This is a genomic window from Micromonospora sp. NPDC005171 (assembly GCF_040608575.1).
Classification (GTDB): domain Bacteria; phylum Actinomycetota; class Actinomycetes; order Mycobacteriales; family Micromonosporaceae; genus Micromonospora.
This window is the reverse complement of the sequence record NZ_JBEXIM010000010.1, coordinates 68,120-85,637: the sequence shown is the minus strand read 5'-3', so window position 1 is coordinate 85,637 and position 17,518 is coordinate 68,120. Positions and strand designations below refer to the sequence as shown.

At 72.3% G+C, this 17,518-nt stretch carries 18 protein-coding genes; 7 read left to right on the top strand and 11 right to left on the bottom strand.

Going from position 1 to position 17,518, the window contains the following annotated elements; genetic code table 11:
• The first annotated feature begins 106 nt into the window (after positions 1-106).
• Entirely contained in the window at positions 107-2,986 is a 2,880-nt protein-coding gene (locus ABZU74_RS15705) for a ricin-type beta-trefoil lectin domain protein (RefSeq protein ID WP_355423568.1), read from the top strand.
• Between the two features lie 131 nt (positions 2,987-3,117).
• Positions 3,118-3,618 (top strand): metallophosphoesterase, encoded by a 501-nt coding sequence (locus ABZU74_RS15700; protein ID WP_355423565.1) that lies wholly within the window; start codon positions 3,118-3,120, stop codon positions 3,616-3,618.
• A 147-nt stretch (positions 3,619-3,765) separates the two neighbouring features.
• On the opposite strand, the gene ABZU74_RS15695 is transcribed toward ABZU74_RS15700, so the two are convergent.
• Positions 3,766-3,984: a DUF3072 domain-containing protein gene (locus ABZU74_RS15695; RefSeq protein ID WP_355423823.1), complete on the bottom strand. Its 219-nt coding sequence runs from the start codon at positions 3,982-3,984 to the stop codon at positions 3,766-3,768.
• Positions 3,985-4,067: 83 nt separating this feature from the next.
• Between ABZU74_RS15695 and ABZU74_RS15690 the strand changes: the two genes are divergently transcribed.
• Positions 4,068-5,027, top strand: a complete 960-nt coding sequence (locus ABZU74_RS15690) for an FAD-dependent oxidoreductase (RefSeq protein WP_355423562.1) — start codon at positions 4,068-4,070, stop codon at positions 5,025-5,027.
• Between the two features lie 102 nt (positions 5,028-5,129).
• On the opposite strand, the gene ABZU74_RS15685 is transcribed toward ABZU74_RS15690, so the two are convergent.
• The 3 genes from ABZU74_RS15685 to ABZU74_RS15675 all read right to left on the bottom strand — a co-directional run bounded on the left by ABZU74_RS15685 (position 5,130) and on the right by ABZU74_RS15675 (position 9,373).
• A complete protein-coding gene (locus ABZU74_RS15685) occupies positions 5,130-6,425 on the bottom strand; it encodes a cation:proton antiporter (protein WP_355423559.1) in 1,296 nt (431 codons plus the stop codon).
• Positions 6,426-6,531: 106 nt separating this feature from the next.
• On the bottom strand, positions 6,532-7,209 hold the full coding sequence (locus ABZU74_RS15680; RefSeq protein ID WP_355423556.1) for an HAD family hydrolase: 678 nt from the start codon (positions 7,207-7,209) through the stop codon (positions 6,532-6,534).
• A 25-nt stretch (positions 7,210-7,234) separates the two neighbouring features.
• Positions 7,235-9,373, bottom strand: coding sequence for a SpoIIE family protein phosphatase (locus ABZU74_RS15675; RefSeq protein WP_355423553.1), 2,139 nt, complete (start codon positions 9,371-9,373; stop codon positions 7,235-7,237).
• A gap of 197 nt (positions 9,374-9,570) precedes the next feature.
• On the opposite strand from ABZU74_RS15675, the gene ABZU74_RS15670 reads away from it, so the two are divergent.
• Positions 9,571-10,380: a hypothetical protein gene (locus tag ABZU74_RS15670; protein ID WP_355423821.1), complete on the top strand. Its 810-nt coding sequence runs from the start codon at positions 9,571-9,573 to the stop codon at positions 10,378-10,380.
• Between the two features lie 69 nt (positions 10,381-10,449).
• On the opposite strand, the gene ABZU74_RS15665 is transcribed toward ABZU74_RS15670, so the two are convergent.
• A complete protein-coding gene (locus tag ABZU74_RS15665) occupies positions 10,450-10,803 on the bottom strand; it encodes a DUF6401 family natural product biosynthesis protein (RefSeq protein ID WP_355423551.1) in 354 nt (117 codons plus the stop codon).
• Between the two features lie 163 nt (positions 10,804-10,966).
• Here ABZU74_RS15665 and ABZU74_RS15660 point away from each other — a divergent pair, with 163 nt between their 5' ends.
• Complete coding sequence (locus ABZU74_RS15660; RefSeq protein ID WP_355423548.1) at positions 10,967-11,416, top strand: hypothetical protein; 450 nt, start codon at positions 10,967-10,969, stop codon at positions 11,414-11,416.
• Here ABZU74_RS15660 and ABZU74_RS15655 read toward each other — a convergent pair.
• A complete protein-coding gene (locus ABZU74_RS15655; RefSeq protein WP_238660529.1) occupies positions 11,413-11,622 on the bottom strand; it encodes a hypothetical protein in 210 nt (69 codons plus the stop codon). The two genes, ABZU74_RS15660 and ABZU74_RS15655, sit on opposite strands and share 4 nt — an antisense overlap.
• Before the next feature lie 158 nt (positions 11,623-11,780).
• Here ABZU74_RS15655 and ABZU74_RS15650 point away from each other — a divergent pair, with 158 nt between their 5' ends.
• A complete protein-coding gene (locus ABZU74_RS15650; protein ID WP_355423545.1) occupies positions 11,781-13,088 on the top strand; it encodes an MFS transporter in 1,308 nt (435 codons plus the stop codon).
• Here the strand turns inward: ABZU74_RS15650 and ABZU74_RS15645 are convergent.
• The 4 genes from ABZU74_RS15645 to ABZU74_RS15630 form a co-directional block, all read right to left on the bottom strand.
• A complete protein-coding gene (locus ABZU74_RS15645) occupies positions 13,046-13,306 on the bottom strand; it encodes a hypothetical protein (RefSeq protein WP_355423543.1) in 261 nt (86 codons plus the stop codon). The genes ABZU74_RS15650 and ABZU74_RS15645 overlap by 43 nt on opposite strands.
• Positions 13,307-13,402: 96 nt before the next feature.
• Positions 13,403-13,864, bottom strand: coding sequence for an SRPBCC family protein (locus ABZU74_RS15640; protein WP_196927398.1), 462 nt, complete (start codon positions 13,862-13,864; stop codon positions 13,403-13,405).
• Positions 13,865-13,916: 52 nt separating this feature from the next.
• Positions 13,917-14,333 (bottom strand): DUF2795 domain-containing protein, encoded by a 417-nt coding sequence (locus ABZU74_RS15635; RefSeq protein ID WP_088947320.1) that lies wholly within the window; start codon positions 14,331-14,333, stop codon positions 13,917-13,919.
• Positions 14,334-14,435: 102 nt separating this feature from the next.
• Positions 14,436-15,422 carry a YihY/virulence factor BrkB family protein gene (locus ABZU74_RS15630; RefSeq protein ID WP_355423540.1) on the bottom strand — a complete coding sequence of 329 codons (987 nt, stop codon included), beginning with the start codon at positions 15,420-15,422 and terminating at the stop codon, positions 14,436-14,438.
• 176 nt (positions 15,423-15,598) lie between these two features.
• On the opposite strand from ABZU74_RS15630, the gene ABZU74_RS15625 reads away from it, so the two are divergent.
• Entirely contained in the window at positions 15,599-16,000 is a 402-nt protein-coding gene (locus ABZU74_RS15625) for a ChaB family protein (RefSeq protein WP_210785235.1), read from the top strand.
• Between the two features lie 70 nt (positions 16,001-16,070).
• Here ABZU74_RS15625 and ABZU74_RS15620 read toward each other — a convergent pair whose 3' ends face one another.
• A complete protein-coding gene (locus tag ABZU74_RS15620; protein WP_355423537.1) occupies positions 16,071-17,504 on the bottom strand; it encodes an aldehyde dehydrogenase family protein in 1,434 nt (477 codons plus the stop codon).
• Positions 17,505-17,518 lie beyond the last annotated feature (14 nt).

Genomic DNA, 17,518 nt, shown 5'->3' with positions numbered 1-17,518 from the left:
AAGTTCTATCGCTTTCCAGTGAAAGACGTTAATGTCCGGGACACCCTGCGGTGCTCCTCCAGTCGGCGGGAGCGGCACCGAGATCCCCCGGACAGCTGGAGGTCTCGTGTCCCGCACACCGCGCCGACGTCTCGTCAGCGCCACCACCCTGCTCACCGTCCTGGTCGCACTCTGCTTCGTGCCGCAGGCAAGCGCACGCCCGGCCGCCGCGTCCCCGGCCCGAGCCACCGCCGCCCTGGCACCGCCCGCCACCATCGGTTTCGAAAAGGTCGCCCTCGACGGCGGTCTCTCCATGGGCGAACCGATCGAACTGGCCGTCGCCCCCGACGGCAAGGTCTTCTACATCAACCGGGGCACCAGCAGCGCCGGTGGCCAGGTCCGCCTCTACAACCCGGCGACCAGGTCCACCACCGTGGCCCTGACCCTGGCGTTGGACGCCCGCTTCGAGGACGGCCTGATCGGCATCACCCTGCACCCGGGGTTCGCGAACAACCGCTGGGTCTACCTCTTCTACTCGCCGAAGGTCACCCCCCTGGTCAACCGGATCAGTCGGTTCACCTTCAACCCGTCCACCCTGCTGCTCGACCCCGGCAGCGAGGACATGCTCATCGAGTGGCCCACCGAACGCGACCTCTGCTGCCACTCGGCCGGCTCGATGAGCTGGGACACCGCCGGCAACCTGTACTTCGCCGTCGGCGACAACACCAACTCCGGCGGCGACTCCGCCGGGATGGCCCCGATCGACGAGCGGACGAACCGCAACGCGCAGTACGACGCGCAGCGCACCTCCGGCAACACCAACGACCTGCGCGGCAAGATCAACCGCATCCACCCGGAGAACGACGGCAGCTACACCGTCCCCGCCGGCAACCTCTTCCCCGCCGGCACCGCCCGGACACGACCCGAGATCTACGTGATGGGCGTGCGCAACCCGTACCGGATCTGGGTGGACCGCGCCGCCAACAACACCCTGTACTGGGGTGAGGTCGGCCCGGATGCGGGCGCCGACCTCGCCAACCGTGGCCCGGCGGCCTACGACGAGTTCAACCGGGCCAACGGGCCCGGCAACTACGGCTGGCCGTACTGCGGCGGCCCCAACGTCGCCTACAACGACTGGGACTTCGCCACCGCCACCCCGCGCGGCTGGTTCCCCTGCGGCGGCTCGACCGGCCCGGTCAACAACTCACCCCGCAACACGGGCGTCCAGCAGCTCCCGCCGACGAAACCAGCACTGGTCTGGGAGCAGCACGGCGGCAGTGAGGACTGGCCGGCGCTGGACAACCCCGGCGGGTGCGGGTCGCCCAACCACGTCGAGGTCTACCACTACGACCCGAACCTCGTCTCGGACGTGAAGTGGCCGGCCTACTACGACAACAAGTGGCTGATCTCCGAGTACTGCCGCAACTGGATCAAGGAGGTCCAGTTCGACAACGGCAACCCGTCCACCGGCGGGCCGACAGTCATCGAGCCGGTGCTCGCCGGTATGAAGCTCGTCCACCCGATCGACTGGCAGTTCGGCCCGGACGGCTCGCTCTACCTGCTGGAGTACGGCAGCGGCTACTTCTCCGGCGCGGTCGACGCCGGTCTGTACAAAATCAACTACGTCCAGGGTGGCCGGTCACCGGTGGCCAAGGCCGCCGTCAACCGGGACAACGGCCTGGCCCCGCTCGCCGTGACCTTCTCCAGCGCCGGCAGTTCGGACCCGGACGGCGACCCGCTGACCTACGCCTGGGACTTCACCAACAACGGCAGCACCGACTCGACCGCCGCGAACCCGTCCTTCACGTACTCCGCGAACGGCAGCTACAGCGCCCGGCTAACCGTCAACGACGGCACCGGCCGCAGCGCCACCACAGTGGTGTCGGTGGTGGTCGGCAACAACCGGCCGACAGTCACGCTGACCGGGCTGCCCGCCGGTGGGCTCTTCGACTGGGGGCAGGACCTGACGGTGGGCGCGTCGGCCAGCGACCCGCAGGACGGCACGCCGGCCTGCTCGGCGGTGGTCGTCCGCGCCGCGCTCGGCCATCAGGAGCACGCCCATGAGGAAGGGGAGGGGACCGGCTGCGGCGCGACCTTCAACACCGGCCCGGTGCACGCCGGCCCCGACTCGGTGCTGTTCTTCGTCCTGCGGGGCAGCTACACCGATCGCGGCGCGACCGGCGCGGCCGCGCTCACCGGCGAGCAGGAGATCAGCCTCTACCCGAAGCAGTGGCAGGCCGAGCACTTCGTCCAGCTCAACGGCCCCAAGGTGATCGACCAGGCCGCGGCCGAGGGTGGCAAGCGGCTCGGTGACGTCCAGAACGGCGAGAGCGTTCGGCACCACGCGGTGAGCCTCAAGGGGATCACCGGCGTCCGGGCCCGGGTCTCCTCCGGTGGCCCCGGGGGCACCCTCTCCTTCCGGTACGACTCACCCACCGGCACCGAGGTCGCCCGGATCGCGGTGCCGAACACCGGCGGCTGGGACAACTACACCGACCTGAGCGCCACGGTGACTAGGCCCGACGACGGCACCCACGACCTGTACCTGGTCGTCACCGGCGGCAGCGGGGCGCTGCTGGACGTGGACAGCTACACCTTCACCGGACCGGGCGTCGGCACCGGCGGGCCGCGCACCGGTGAGGTGAAGGCCCTCGGCAAGTGCGCGGACATCGCCTCCAGCCAGACCGCGAACGGCACCAAGGTGCAGACCTGGACCTGCAACGGCACCGCCGCGCAACGCTGGACCCTGCCCGGCGACGGTACGGTGCGTGGGCTCGCCAAGTGCCTGGACGTGAAGGCGAGCGGCACCACCGACGGCACCCTCGTGCAGCTCTACGACTGCAACGGCAGCGGGGCCCAGCAGTGGGCCGCCCAGCCGGACGGCAGCCTGCGCAACCCCCAGTCCGGGCGTTGCCTGGACATCCCCAACTCGGACCTCACCGACGGTCGCCAACTGCGGATCTGGACCTGCAACGGCACCGGGGCGCAACGCTGGACCCTGCCGTGACCGCCCTCTGACCGGCTCGGCACCCGTACCCCGGCGTCGGTGACGCGCGGGGTACGGGCGGCGGAGACGGAGCCTGGCCGCCCACCCACGTCCCCCGGGTGGACGGCCGGGGCTCGGGGGACAATGCCGGTATGCGGCTGGTGCTCACGGCGGACACCCACGTACCGAAGCGGGCCCGGGACCTACCCGGGCCCCTCTGGGCGGCCATCGAGGCGGCCGACGTCGTGGTGCACGCCGGCGACTGGGTGGACGAGGCGTTGCTCGACGCCATGACCGCGCGGTCGCGCCGACTGATCGGGGTGTACGGCAACAACGACGGCCCGGCCCTGCGGGCCCGGCTGCCGGAGGTGGCCCGGGTCGAGCTGGACGGCCTGCGGGTCGCGGTGGTGCACGAGACCGGGCCGCGGACCGGCCGTGAGAAGCGGTGCGCGGCCCGCTTTCCCGACGTCGACCTGCTGGTCTTCGGGCATTCGCACATTCCCTGGGACACCGAGGCGCCCGGTGGGCTGCGCCTGCTCAACCCCGGCTCACCCACCGACCGCCGCTCCCAACCCCACGCCACCTACCTCACCGCCGAGCTGAACGCCGGCACCCTCACCGAGGTCCAGCTGCACCACCTACACCGCCCCTGACCCCCGCTCCCGCTCCCGCGCCCCGCTCCCCGCTCCCCGCGCCCCGCTCCCCGCTCCCGCGATCTTGCACTCGCTGTCGACGGTTTGCGCCCTGTGCGCCGTTTTGTCGCGACACAAAGCGCAAGATCGCGCGGAGGGGGTGTGCAGCTACTGGCCTCGGCCGGTCTCGGCCTGGAGTTCGTCGATGCGCTTGGAAGCCTCGGCCTTGGTCAGGTCGTCCGGGAGGTCGGCATGGGCTTCCCGGGCCAGCGTGCTCAGGTAGGACTCCTGAGCGGCGGTCGGCGGCTCGTCGCCGGTGACCCACTCGTCCGGGTCCTTGATCGCGGCGTTCTGGTCAGGCTGCTCGGTGCGGCGGTCGGTCATCATCATCACCCTTTCCTTCGAACAGGTGTGCCAGTACCCCGATCGTTGCTGGTTCATGCCCGAACGCCGCCACCTACGATCATCGGATGACGGTGGACCGGTCGGGCGTGGTGGTGGTCGGGGCGGGCATCGCCGGGGTGGCCTGTGCTGTCGAGTTGGCCCGGGCCGGGGTGCCCGTGCAGGTCCGGGAGCGGGGGCACGTCTGCGGTGGCCGGATGGCCAGCAAGCGCTTCCAGGGCCGGCCCGCGGACATCGGCGCCGCCTACTTCACCGCCACCGACCCGGACTTCGTCGCGCTGGTGGAGCAGTGGCGCGCCGCCGGGCTGGTCCGCGAGTGGACCGACACCTTCCAGGCGTACGACAGCAGCGGGAGCCACGAGGTGTCCGGACCGATGCGTTTCGCCGCCCCCCGTGGGCTGCGCTCGTTGGTCGAGCACCTGGCCGGCGCGGTGCCGGTCACCGTCGACCGGCTGGTGCTCACAGTGGAGCCCGGCCCGGTAGTGGACGGGGAGCCGTGTGCGGCGGTCGCCCTGGCCATGCCGGGCCCGCAGGCCGCCCTGCTGCTCGACCCGGCCCTGACCGACGCCACCCGGGTCGTGCAGGCGCAACGCTGGTCGCCGTCGCTGGCCGCCGTGCTGCGCTTCCCGACCCGGCGCTGGCCGGACTTCCAAGGAGCGTTCGTCAACGAGCATCAGGTTCTCAGCCTCGTCTGCGACGACGGCGACCGGCGCGGTGACGCTGCTCCGGTGCTGGTCGCGCACACCGTGCCGGAGTTCGCGGCCGGGCACCTGGCCCAACCCACCGGAGCCGGCCCGGCCATCGAGCAGGCCGTCCGGGATCTGCTCGGGCTGCCCGAGCAGGCCGTCGACGTGCAGGTGCACCGCTGGACGTACGCGAAGCCGACAAGCGATGCCCACGGCGCCACCCACCACCTCGACGCCGACGGGATCGGCCTGGCTGGCGACGCGTTCGGCAAGCCCCGGGTGCAGAGCGCCTGGCGCTCCGGCCGGGACCTGGGCCGTGCGCTGGCCGCCCGCCTGGCCTGAGCCGCGCGTTCGGGCGTGCCGGGGTGGGCTGAGTCGCGCGTTCGGGCGTGCCCGGGTGGGCTGAGTCGCGCGTTCGGGCGTGCCGGGGTGGGCTGAGTCGCGCTAGGCGTGCCCGGCTGCCGCGACGGGCCGAGCGTCGGCGTCTCGCTCCGCCGGATCGGAGGTCCGCTCTCCCTCCCGATCCAGCAGCTGCATCACCGGGGTCGCCGTGATGCCGTGCACCACGACGGAGACGAGCACCACCAGCCCGACGGTCGCCCAGAGCAGCTCGGCCTGCGGGAAGTCGGCCTTGGTGGTGGCGTACGCGAGGTAGTAGAACGAGCCGACGCCGCGGATGCCGAAGAACGAGATGACCCAGTGCTCGGCCGGGCGTCCCGGTGCGCCGCGCAGCGACAACCAGCCGAGCAGCGGCCGCACCAGGAACACCAGCGCCAGCCCGACGGCGGCCGCCGGCCAGGTCAGCGGACCCAGCAGACCACCCACGATGGCGCCGCCGAGCAGCAGCAACAGCACCAGGGTGAGGAGCCGTTCGACCTGCTCGGCGAAGTCGTGCAGCACCGAGTGGAACTCGTGGGTTCGCTCGGCGGCCCGGATGGCCCGGGCGGCTACGAACACCGCCAGGAAACCGTACCCGCCGACCACTTCCACCAGCCCGTACGCCAGGAAGGTGGCGGCCAGCGCCAGGAAGCCCTCGGCGTGCCGGGCCAGCCGCAACTCGCTGGGCGCGCGGAAGAACAGCTTGCCGAGCAGCCAGCCGATGAGCAGGCCACCGCCGACGCCGATGCTGATCTTCCAGAGCACGTCCACGGTGAACCACTCGGCCAACCAGTCGCTCGGGGCGAGGCTGGTCGAGGCGATGGCGATGGCGGCGTAGACGAACGGGAACGCCAGCCCGTCGTTGAGGCCGGCCTCGGACGTCAGCGCGAAGCGGACCTCGTCCTCGGAGTCCTCCACGTCGGTCGGCTCGCCGACCTGCACGTCGGCGGCGAGCACCGGATCGGTGGGCGCCAGCGCGGCGCCCAACAACAGCGCGGCGGCCGGTACCAGCCCCGCCCACCACCAGCCGAGCACTGCCACCGCCGCGATGCACAGGGGCATCGCGATCGCCAGCAGCCGCCAGGTGGACGACCACCTCCGCCAACTCAACGGCCGGTCGATCTTCAGCCCGGCGCCCATCAGCGCGACGATCACGCCGATCTCGGTGAGGTGGGTGGTCAGCTCCGGGTGGGCCAGGGGGTCCGGCGACGGCAACCCGACCGGCAGCAGGAACACCAGCATGCCGAGGGCGAGAAAGGCGATCGGCATGGACAGTGGGCGCCGCTCCAACACCCGCGGGAGGATGCCCGCGAGCAGAGCGCCCAGGCCCACCAGCGCGAACGCCACATCTACCGGCTCCACGGCACCACCCTTCGGCCGCACCCGCGAGGCGCGGGCAGGTGGTGACAGTCCTTGCCCCGCAAGGGCTCCGGCTATGCGCGTCGGCGCCGGTGGACCTGAGTGATGCTCATCGGGGCCGGGTGAGCGGTGAGTCCGCCAGTTCGTTCAACAGCGCGGCCGGGTCGTCGTACACCGCCACGGCGCCCGCGCCGGCCAGCTCGCCGCGGCTGGTGCCGCCGCAGGTCAGACCCACACACGGAATGTCCAACTTGCCGGCCGCGACGACGTCCCACACCGAGTCGCCGACGAAGACCACCCGCTCGGCGGTCAACCCGGACTGTTCCAGCGCCGCCTCAAGAATGTCTGGTGCCGGCTTGCTCTCCTGCGCGTCCGCCGAGGAGGTGACCGTGTCCACCACGTCGTCGGCGTTCAGCGCCCGGCGCAGCGCACCCACCTCGTGCTCGGCGGCGGAAGTGGCGAGCACCACTCGCAGGCCCCGCTCGGCGCAGGCGCGCAACAGGTCGGCCGCCCGGGGCAGCGGCGTGAGTCGTTCCCAGTACTCGGCGTAGAGAGTGTCGTGCGCGTCGCGCAGCTTCGAATCGGCATCGCGGTCCCGCTCCGGCCCGAGGAGGTGGTCGAGGAGTTTGTCCGACCCCATCCCGATCGAGCGGTGCACCACCGCCATCGGCACCGGCTGCTCAGTCTGGCGCAATGCCTCCCACCAGCTCACCGTGTGCAGGTAGGTGGTGTCGACCAGGGTGCCGTCGACATCGAAGAGGACCCCGGCGGGTCGGTCGGTACGCATGGACGTCCTCCTACCCTTGAGCGGCTCAGGGATGCGCGGCCGGCGGTGTGAGGATCTCGAACCAGACGGTGGAGCCCCGGACCGACGGGTCGGTGCCCCAGGCGTCGCTGAGCTCCTCGATCAGGCCGAGGCCGCGCCCGCGACTGCTCAACGTGTCGGTACGGGCCCGGGTCACGGTGCCGCGGGTGCCCGAGTCCGCGACCGAGACGAGCAGCCGCTCGGCGCTGAGGTCGATCTCGACCCGGGCGGCCGTGCCGGCGTGCAGCAACGCATTGGTGGTCAGCTCGCTGGTGCAGAGCACCGCCGCCCCGATCACCGAGTCGGGCACCTGCCACTCGGTGAGCTGGCCGGTCAGCCAGTGCCGGACCCGGCTGGGCGCGGTCGGCTCGGCGGGCACCTCCATGCTCGCCGAACGGCTCGGTTTCAGCGCGTGCTCGACCGCCAGCACGGCCACGTCGTCCTCAGTGCCGCCGGGGACCGACGCGGTGGCCACCGCACAGAGCGCGCGGGGGTCGCCGCTGCCGGCCTTGGCGATGGCGTCGCTCAGGGTGGCGAGCCCGGCGCTCAGGCTCTGCCGGCGACGCTCCACCACCCCGTCGCTGAACAGCAGCAGGGTGTCACCGGGACGGAACGGGACGGTCGTGGTGCCCGGTCGACTGCCCAGCCCCAGCGGCGGCCCGGCCGGGACGTCGACGTACTCGGCGTGGAACCGACCATCCGGGTCGCCGCGGCGGATCAGCGGCGCGGGGTGACCGGCGCTGGACAGGGTCAGCTCCCGCCGCTCCGCGTCGATCATCCCGAACGCCACGGTGACGAACAGCTCGTGGGTGCCGGCCTCCGTACCGAGGCTGTTCACCAGCCGGTCCAGGCCAGCCAGAACCGCGGCTGGCGTCGGGTCGGCCAGAGCCAGGGCGCGCAGCGCGGCCCTGACCTGCCCCATCCGCGCGGCGGCCTGCACGTCGTGCCCGGCGACGTCGCCCAGCACCACGCCAAGCGAGCCGTTGGGCAGCAGGAACGCGTCGTAGAAGTCACCGCCGGCCGCGTTGCCGTCCACGCCCGGGTCGTAGCGGGCCGCGATCCGCAGCCGGGGCAGGTCCGGCAGGTGCTCCGGCAGCATGCTGCGTTGCAACAGTTGGGCCGTACCGTGCTGGGTCTCGAACCGTCGGGCCCGCTCGGCGGCCTGGCCGATCAGCTCGGCAGAGGCGGCCAGCAGCGCCCGCTCGGCAGGTGACCAGATGTGCGGGACCTGGTAGCCGACCGCCAGCCCGCCGCGGACCACCGAGGTGCCCAGCGGCAGGGCCGCCATCGCCCGGATCTTCTGGTCGTGGCGGTCCACGGCGGTGTCCCGCAGCGGTTGCCCGTCCCGGGTGAACGACCGGGCCCCGGACCGGGCCGCCTGCACCACCGGGGCCGACCAGTCCGCCGCCACCCGCCGCCAGAGCGGGGGCAGCCGCTCGTCGGCCTCGTCCAGCAACTCGCCACGGACCCGACGCACCATGCGCCAACCGCCGCCGCCCTCGTCGACGGCGAACGAGGCCTGGTCGGGGTCGAACGTGGTGATCGCGTACCGCAGCGCCACCCGGGCCACGTCGTCGAGGGTGAGCGTGCCGGCGAGCGCCGCTGCCACCTCGCTGAGGCTCTGCAACTGTTCGGTGACGTGGGTGGTCTCGGCCGCGACCGTCAACACGCCGACGATCTGCCCGGCGCTGTCGCGCACCGGCGAGTAACCACGGGTGAAGACCGCCTGCTCCACGGTCGCGGAGTGCCCACGGACCAGCGGCAGGGTGGACTCCTTCTCCAGGAAGGGTTCGCCCTCCCGGTAGCAGCGCTCGATCACGACACCGACACCGGGCAGCGCCCAGATCTCCGCGAACACCTCGGCGGCCGGGCGGCCGAGGGCGCTCGGGTGCTTGGTGCCCAGCAGTTCGGCGTAGCCGGCGTTGTAGAGCAGGACGAGATCGTCGCCGTAGGCCAGGGCCATCGGCATCGGCGAGTCGAGGATCAGCTCCACCACGGCCCGGAGGGCAACGTCCCAGTCGTCGGCTGGGCCGAGCGGGGTGTTGGCCCAGTCGTGGGCGAGCACGCCGACGGCCGGGCCGGACGCGGTGGGTGCGTCCGGGCCCGGAGTTGCTGGCGTGGGGACCCGCCCGACCGTTCCTGGCATGTTCGCAGCCTAGTCGGCCGGCCGGGAAAGGCATTCGACCACGGCGGCGGGCCGTCGCCGCGTCCGTCGCGGTGACCGTTCGGGCAGTTCAGGACCCCTGTCCGGAGGTCTGTCGCAAAAACGCCGCGCGCTGCGCGGACTGCTGGACCAGTTGCCGGGTATGCGCCCGGCGCAGTCCATGCGACAGGAGGGACATCATGCTGAAAACCCTCGCGGTCCGGCAGGCCGACATCGGCGATGCCATTGCCGACACCTGGAGGTCGGTGCTGCTCTTCATTCCGAAGGCAGTGGCCTTCATCGTCATCCTCGTGGTCGGCTGGCTCATCGCCAGAGCCGTCCTCAAAATCGTGGATACGGTGCTGGAACGGGTGCGTTTCGACCAGGCGGTCGAACGCGGCGGCATCAAACGGGCCCTGGAGAGAACGAAGTACGACGCCAGCGACATTCTGGCCAGACTGGCGTACTACGCCGTACTGCTGTTCACGCTGCAGTTCGCCTTCGGAGTCTGGGGGCCCAACGCGATCAGTGACCTGATCAGCGGCGTGGTGGCCTGGCTGCCGCGCGCGTTCATCGCGATCGTCATCGTGGTGGTGGCGGCCGCGATCGCCAACGCTGCGCGGGATCTGGTCACCGGGGCGCTGGGAGGGCTCTCGTACGGCAAGGTCCTGGGCGACCTGACGGCGATCTTCATCATCGCGCTCGGTGTGATCGCCGCCCTGAACCAGGTGGGTATCGCCACCACGGTGACCACTCCGGTGCTGATCGCGGTGCTCGCCACGGTGGCCGGCATCCTGATCGTCGGCGTCGGCGGTGGTCTCGTGAAGCCGATGCAGAACCGCTGGGACGGCTGGTTGCAACGGGCGGCCCAGGAGGCCCGGGCGGTGCAGCAGCAGCGTCAGGCCGCGTCGGCCGGGCGTAGTGACGTGGAGCGGCAGATGGCCGACCGTGGGGGTGACCGCACCCAGGCCATGCCTCAGGTGGACGAAGCCCAGCAGTACCGCTCGTAGCGGGGCGTTACGGCACGACAGGTGGGGAGGGTGTTCCGCGCGCGGCGCGGGATGCCCTCCCCGCGCGTGTCAGTCCCGCTCCAGTGCGCGAGCCAGCGCGCACACCGCGACCAGGCGGGTGAGCAGCCACTCCGGGTGGCTCCAGTCGACCGGCTCGCTGGGCGGCGTCCACCCGTGCTCCAGGGCGGCGGCGCGCACCCCCTCGGCGTAGCCGGCGAGCGCCGCGGAGGTCAGTGGGGTGCGGTCCCCGTCGAGGCTGTCCCGGACGGCCGCCGCATGCTGGTCGACGAGGGCCAGCAGCCCTGGCCGCGCGGCGGCGGCGGTGAGCCCGACAGTGCCCACGGAGACGGTGAGGGCGGCCAGGGTGGACCGCGCCGAGTCGACGGCGGTACGGGAGGCGACCCGGTTGAACGGCACACGCATGGTGACCGAGGCTAACCGACCGGTGAGCACGTCGACCTCGTCCGCTCGGTGGATGTCGACTGCACCACTGGGGCGATCGCCGCTGACCGCGGGGGTTGATCCGGCACAGACGGGGCAGCAGGAGAAGCAGCCACGGATGACGGCACACGCCGAGGAGGCACAGATGGGACAGCAGGCGGACGGACCGGATGAGCAGCACCGGCGGCCGGACGGGGTCAGCGACGCGACAGTCGCCGCGCTCGGCAAGCTCAGCGAGGCGCTGGAGTGTGTGGAGCGGGCCCGGGGGCACCTCTACTCGATGCACCAGTTGATCGGCCACGGCGACCTGATGCTCGACGACGCGGTGGAGCAGTTTCGCGCCGCCGGACATCCGCACCTCGCCGACCGGATCGGCACGGAGCTGCGCGGTCGCAACGTCATCGCCGGACGGTGGACGTTCCAGATCGTCGAGGACTTCGACGACGGCTACCACGCGCTGTTCCGGGAGTTGGACCAGCAGGCCCGCGACGAGTTGGTGGGCGGGCGGCGTCACCTCTACGAGGCGGAGATGAAGGAACGCCGTCGTAGCCCGGGCCAGCCGGGCCACGAGGCCCGGCCGGGCGGCGCAGGCTAGTCGCTTGTCGCGTCGGCCGGACGTCGCCGTGCCGCGTCGTCGGCGATGATCACGGTGGCCACCATCAGCGCGACGCAGAGGCTGAACAGCCACGACTCGTCGCTGACGAGCCAGGCGGACACGGGTGCCTGGAGCGCGGCGAGCAGGAAGCCGAGCCAGGCGAGCCGGCGCTGACGCGTGGAGAGGATTCCGGAGCCTTGATGCATCCCGAAATTCTTACGCGAACACGCCTGATTGCCGTCCTCCGATCGGCCGATTCTGGATGAGCTGTCCGCATTCTCGACCGTACGGACACGACTTCTTTGCGCAGTGGGCGATCGGGTGCCGACGGCGCTAGGGTGTGCCTGCGGCAGGATGATGCCTCGTGTCCACCCCGCCCGCGCGCCCCCGCGCCTCGCTGCTTTTGCTGGCCTACCTCGCGTTCGTCAGTCTCGGCCTGCCCGACGGCCTGCTCGGCGTCAGCTGGCCCTCGATCAGCGGCGACTTCGACGTACCGACCGAGGCGGTCGGATGGGTGCTCACCGCCGGCACGGTCGGCTATCTCACCTCCAGCGTGCTGGCCGGCTTCACGCTGGCCCGGGTCGGCGTGGGCGCCCTGCTCGCCGGCAGCACCCTGCTGGCCAGCCTGGCGCTGACCGGCTACTCGGTGAGCCCCGTGCTGGCGGTGCTGGTGGGCTGCGCGCTGCTGCTCGGGCTGGGCTCCGGCGCTGTCGACTCCGGGCTCAACGCGTACGCCGCCGGGGCCTTCGGACCCCGGCACATGAACTGGTTGCACGCCTTCTTCGGCCTCGGCGTGGCCATCGGTCCGCTGATCATGACGGGGGTGCTGAGCACCGGGCTCGCCTGGCGCTGGGGGTACGGCCTCGTGGCCGCCGCCCAGCTCGTCCTGGCCGCCGCGTTCGCGCTCACCGTGCGGGCCTGGCACCGCGACGTCCCGACCGGCACCGACGGGGGCGCCGCCGACCAGGGCGGGCCCGCAGTCACGGACGCGGGGCCGGCACCGACCGTCCGGGTCCCGGTTCGGGACACGCTGCGGCTGCCGGCGGTCTGGTCGGGGACGCTCGCCTTCGTTCTGTACGTGGCGATCGAGGTGTCCGCCGGGCTGTGGGCGTTCCTGCTGCTGACCGAGGGCCGCGGGCTCGGCGCGGCGCTGGCCGGCGGCTGCGTCTCCGCGTACTGGGGCAGCCTCTTCGTCGGCCGGGTCGTGCAGGGCCTGGTGGCCGAGCGTCTGGGGGCGGGCCTGGTGCTGCGTGTCAGCCTGGCCGGCATGGCCGTCGGCGCGGCGCTGATCGCCGTTCCCGGGCCGGCCGTCCTGGCGGTGCTCGGCCTGGTCGTGGTCGGTTTCGCCGCCGCGCCGGTGTTTCCGCTGCTCACCCTCACCACCGCCGAGCGGGTCGGCGCGGCGCACGCGGACGGGGCCATCGGGTTGCAGATCGGTGCCGCGGGCATCGGAGCGGCGCTCGTCCCGGCCGGACTGGGCGTGCTGATCGGCAACACGTCGGTACAGGTGCTGGGCTCGGCCCTGCTGGTGCTCGCGCTGGCGCTGATCGCGCTCTACGAGTGGGGCGCGCGCCGACCCGGCGCCGGGCCGTCCGGGCGGACGGTGCCCGTCCAGCCCGGGAGCGAGGGTCAGACGTCCGGCCCGGTCCGGCCCGTGGTGGACGGGCGGTAGGCGCGCTGCGGGTCGGTGTCCTCCCGGCTGTTGCCTCGGGTCTGCCCGTCGCGGTCCGACGCGGCCGGCCCGTGCCCGAACGCGGCCTCCTCGCCGGCGTCGTTACCCGTCACGTCGTCGGCCTGCCCGTCGAGGCTGGAGCCCGACACGGCGCGCTCCAACTCCTCCAACGGAAGCCGTTCCTCGTCCCGCCACACCCTGATGTTGTCGTCGGTCATACCAGCAGCCGTACCCGGGCACGATGATCGCAAACGGGCTCGGATACGGCGATGGCCGCCGGGACACCGGCGGCCATCGCACGGCACTGCTCACTGTCACGGCTGCGGACGGTCCACCTGCCCGCGCCAGGCGCCGGTCTCCTGGCCACGCCGCTCGATGTAGGTCTTGAACCGTTCCAGGTCGCCCTTGGCACGCCGGTCGACGATGCCGAGCTTGTCGCCGGCCTGCTCGACCACACCGTGCGGCTCGAACTCCAGTTGCAGGGTGACCCGGGTCTTGTCCTGGTCCAGGCGGTGGAAGGTCACCACGCCGGCCTGCTGGGTGCCGCCGGTGGAACGCCAGGCGACCCGCTCGTCGGGCAGCTGTTCGGTGATTTCCGCGTCGAACTCGCGCTTCACACCGGCGATGTCCACGGTCCAGTGGGTCATCGTGTCGGAGAGCTGCCGGACCTCCTGCACACCCTCCATGAACTCGGGGAACTCCTCGAACTGCGTCCACTGGTCGTACGCGGTGCGTACGGGCACGGAAACGTCCACGTGTTCGGTAACGCCACTCATCGGGGAACCTCCTTCAGCCGCTGGCGGATTGCCGGATCGGGGGCGATCCTGCTCACCAGCGAGTTGTCTCGTTCTTGTTGCCCAGGGCGGCCCACACCTCGGAGACCGTCTGGTAGACGGTGCCCTCGGGCAGCCGTTCCAGCGCCGCCACGATGTCGTCCGGCGCCTCGTTCTCGCGGGCGCTGGCGATGAGCACCAGGCGGTCGCCCGGCAGCGCGCTCATCGAGATGAACCGGCCGAGCCGGCTGCGCTGCTCGACGTCCGTGGAGCTCATGCCCTGCGGGGTGCCGGTGCGCAGGTCGCCGGCCGGGGCGGTGGTCGTCTCCGGCTGGTCCTCGCCAGCCGGTTCCGGCACTCGCGACTCGTCGACCCGAGAGCCGCCGGTCCCCGGCCCCTGTACGAGGCCGCTGACCTCCTGACTCATCTGTTCGTCGATCCTCGGTCCGTGCTTGCTGTTCCCACGCTCCATGCCTTCTGCGCTACCCGGCACCCCACCCGATAAACCGGCACCGGGCCACGAACCGGCCCTCGGCCCGGCCGCGGACCGGACATTCGAGCCGGAAACGGAGGCTCAGTCGTTGGCGGGCTTGCGCGGCGGCAGCACCGGCTCCTCCGGGTTCGGGTCGCCGGCCTGCAACTGCCGCCCGCGCTGCACCTCGGCGTTGATCTGCACTCCCAGCATCAGCGCAGAGTTGGACAGGTAGAGCCAGACCAGGAACGCGATGGCCGCGCCGAGGCTGCCGTAGGTGGTGTCGTACGAGCCGAAGTTGGCCACGTAGAGGCCGAAGCCGAAGGAGGCAGCCGCCCAGGAGATCAGGGCCACCGCGCCGCCAGGGGTGAGCCAGCGGAACCGGGGCTGGCGCACGTTCGGCGCGATCCAGAACAGCAGGGACAGCAGCACCATCATGATCATGGCGAGCACCGGCCACTTCGCCACGCTCCACGTGGTGCGGGCCAGGCCGCCGGCGTTGATCAGGTCGCCGACCGCGTCGGTGACCGGCCCACTGACGATCAGGCCGAGGGCGACCACCGCGAGCAGCACCAGCGTGATCGCCGCCAGGCCGATCTGCAGCGGCCGCAGCTTCCAGACCGGCCGGCCCTCGGTCACCCCGTAGATCGCGTTCGAGGCGCGGGTGAACGCGCCGATGAAACCCGACGCGGACCACAGCGCGCCCAGCAGACCGAAGCTCAGCAGCAGCTTGGGGTTGCTCTGGTCGAGCACGACGGTCCGGATCACCCCGACCACGCCGCCCTCGTCGTTGGTCAGCACCGCCCCGGCGCCCACCTGGTTGGCCAGGTCGATCACCGTGTCCAGGGTGCGCTCCCCGTCGGAGACCAGACCGACCAGGGCCACCACCACGATGGCGGACGGGAAGAGCGCCAGGACCCCGTAGTAGGTCAGCGCGGCGGCCCAGTCGGAGCAGTTGTCGTTGACGAGGTTCTGCACACTGCGGACCAGCACCCCGCGCCAGGTCCGCCAGCTCAGCTGCCGCATCCGTCGAGGCATCCGGGTGTCAGGTGTGCCGTCGAGCGTCGTACCGGGCCCCGTGGTCGTCATGCCCGCTCCCTGCGCCCCGGCCGCCGGATGACCGGTCGTCCGGTCTGGCCTGGCCCGGCGGTACCCGGATGCGGAAACTAACAAACCCACCCGGTGTCCGGCCGGCCCCGCTAGGGTTTGCCGCCGCATCACCGGGGAACGGTCGCTGTGACCCTGTCGACACGGAGGAGGACGAGATGCCCGGGCGCGAGGACCTGCCCAGCACGCTGCGGCGCTCCCCGGAGAAGGCGCAGCGCACCTGGGAGAAAACGCACGACTCGGCGGTCGAGACCTACGGCGAGGGGGAGCGGTCGCACCGCACCGCATTCGCCGCCGTGAAGCATCAGTTCGAGAAGGTGGGCGACCACTGGGAGCCGAAGGGCCGCAAGGGCCCCAGCGACCAGCAGGCCGCCGGTGGCGGGCCGGAACGACGGGCACCCACCGCGGGTGGGGTGGACGCCAACGCCACAAAGGACCACCTGATGTCGGTGGCCCGCAAACTCGACGTACCCGGCCGGTCCAGCATGACCAAGCCGGAGCTGGTCACGGCCATCGAGAAGGCCAACGACCGCGCCACCCGCAAGGCCCGCGGCGACTGACGGCCGCCGCACCACAGCACGACAGACGCGGTACGGGCGGACGCACCACCCCTGCGTCCGCCCGCACCGTTCACCAGTGCCCGCCGCCCGGCGCCTCGATGTGCACCGCCTTGGTGGCGGTGAACTCGTCCAGCAGCTCCGGGCCGTACCCGAAACCCTGACCACTGGCCCGGCGCGGATGCGCGGCACCGCCCGGCGCACCCCCGAACACCGCGTTGACCTTGACGGTGCCCACCGGCAACTCCCGCCAGGCCCGCTGCGCGTGACTCATCGACCGGGTCAACACCGTGGCGGCCAGCCCGTACGGGGAGTCCGCCGCGCAGCGCAGCGCCTCGTCGAACGAGTCGACGACCACCACCGGGGCGACCGGCCCGAAGGTCTCCTCGCGGACCAGCGGCATGTCGTGGCGGCAGTCAGTGACGACAGTGGCCGGGTAGAACGCTCCCGGCCCGTTCGGCACCTCGCCGCCCACCCGCACCCGGGCGCCGTCCGCTACCGCTGCCGCCACCTGCCCGTGCACGTGGTCTCGGTGCCGCCGGTCGACGAGCGGGCCCAGCTCGGTGCCCGGGTCCCGGCCCGGCCCGACCCGCAGCGCTTCGGCGCGTCGTACCAGCGCGGCCACGAAGTCGTCGGCCACCTCCCGGTGCACGTAGAGCCGCTCCACCGCCACGCAGATCTGCCCGGCGTTGGCGAACGCGCCGAGCGCGGCCTGCTCCGCCGCCCACGCGGGGTCCACGCCCGCGTCCACGATCAACGGGTCGCTGCCGCCGTTCTCCAGGAGCACCTTCGCGCCGGTGCGGGCCGCGGCGGCGGCGATCGCCCGCCCGGTCGCGGTGGCGCCCACGTGCGCCACCACGTCGACCTCCTGCGCCGCCAGCGCCGCGCCCACCTCCGGGCCGCCGGTCAGCAGCGACAACACCCCGGCCGGCAGCGCCTGGTCCAGTGCCCGGGCCAGCAGCCACCCCGTCGCCGGTGTGCGTTCGCTCGGCTTGTAGAGCACCACGTTCCCGGTCACCACTGCCGCGCCGAGCAGCCCACAGGAGACCGCCACCGGATCGTTCCACGGGGTGATCGCCGCGACCACCCCGCGCGGCTGCGGGGTCAGGAAGTCCAGCGCGTCGGTTTCGCCGTTCAGCGTGCGCCCGCCGCGCAGCGGCGCCAGTTCCGCATACTGTCGCAGGGTGCCGATCCCCGCCTCGACGCCGCCGCGGGCGTCCGCCAAGGGCTTGCCCATCTCCGCGGTGACCGCCGCCGCCAACTCCTCGGTGACCGCCTCCACCGCGTCCGCGGCCCGGTGCAGCGCCGCCGCCCGTTCCGCCGGCGCGGTCGCCGCCCACTGGGCCGCCGCGTTGCGGGCCGCCTGGGTCGCCTTGCCCACCTCGTCGGCCGTGGCCACCGGCACCGTGCTCACCAGCGCGTCGTCCGCCGGATCACGCACGACCAGCTCGCCGCCGTCGCCGCCCGCACCCCACACCCCGCCCACCAGCTGCGCAACCGTGTACATGCGGTGCCGGATGC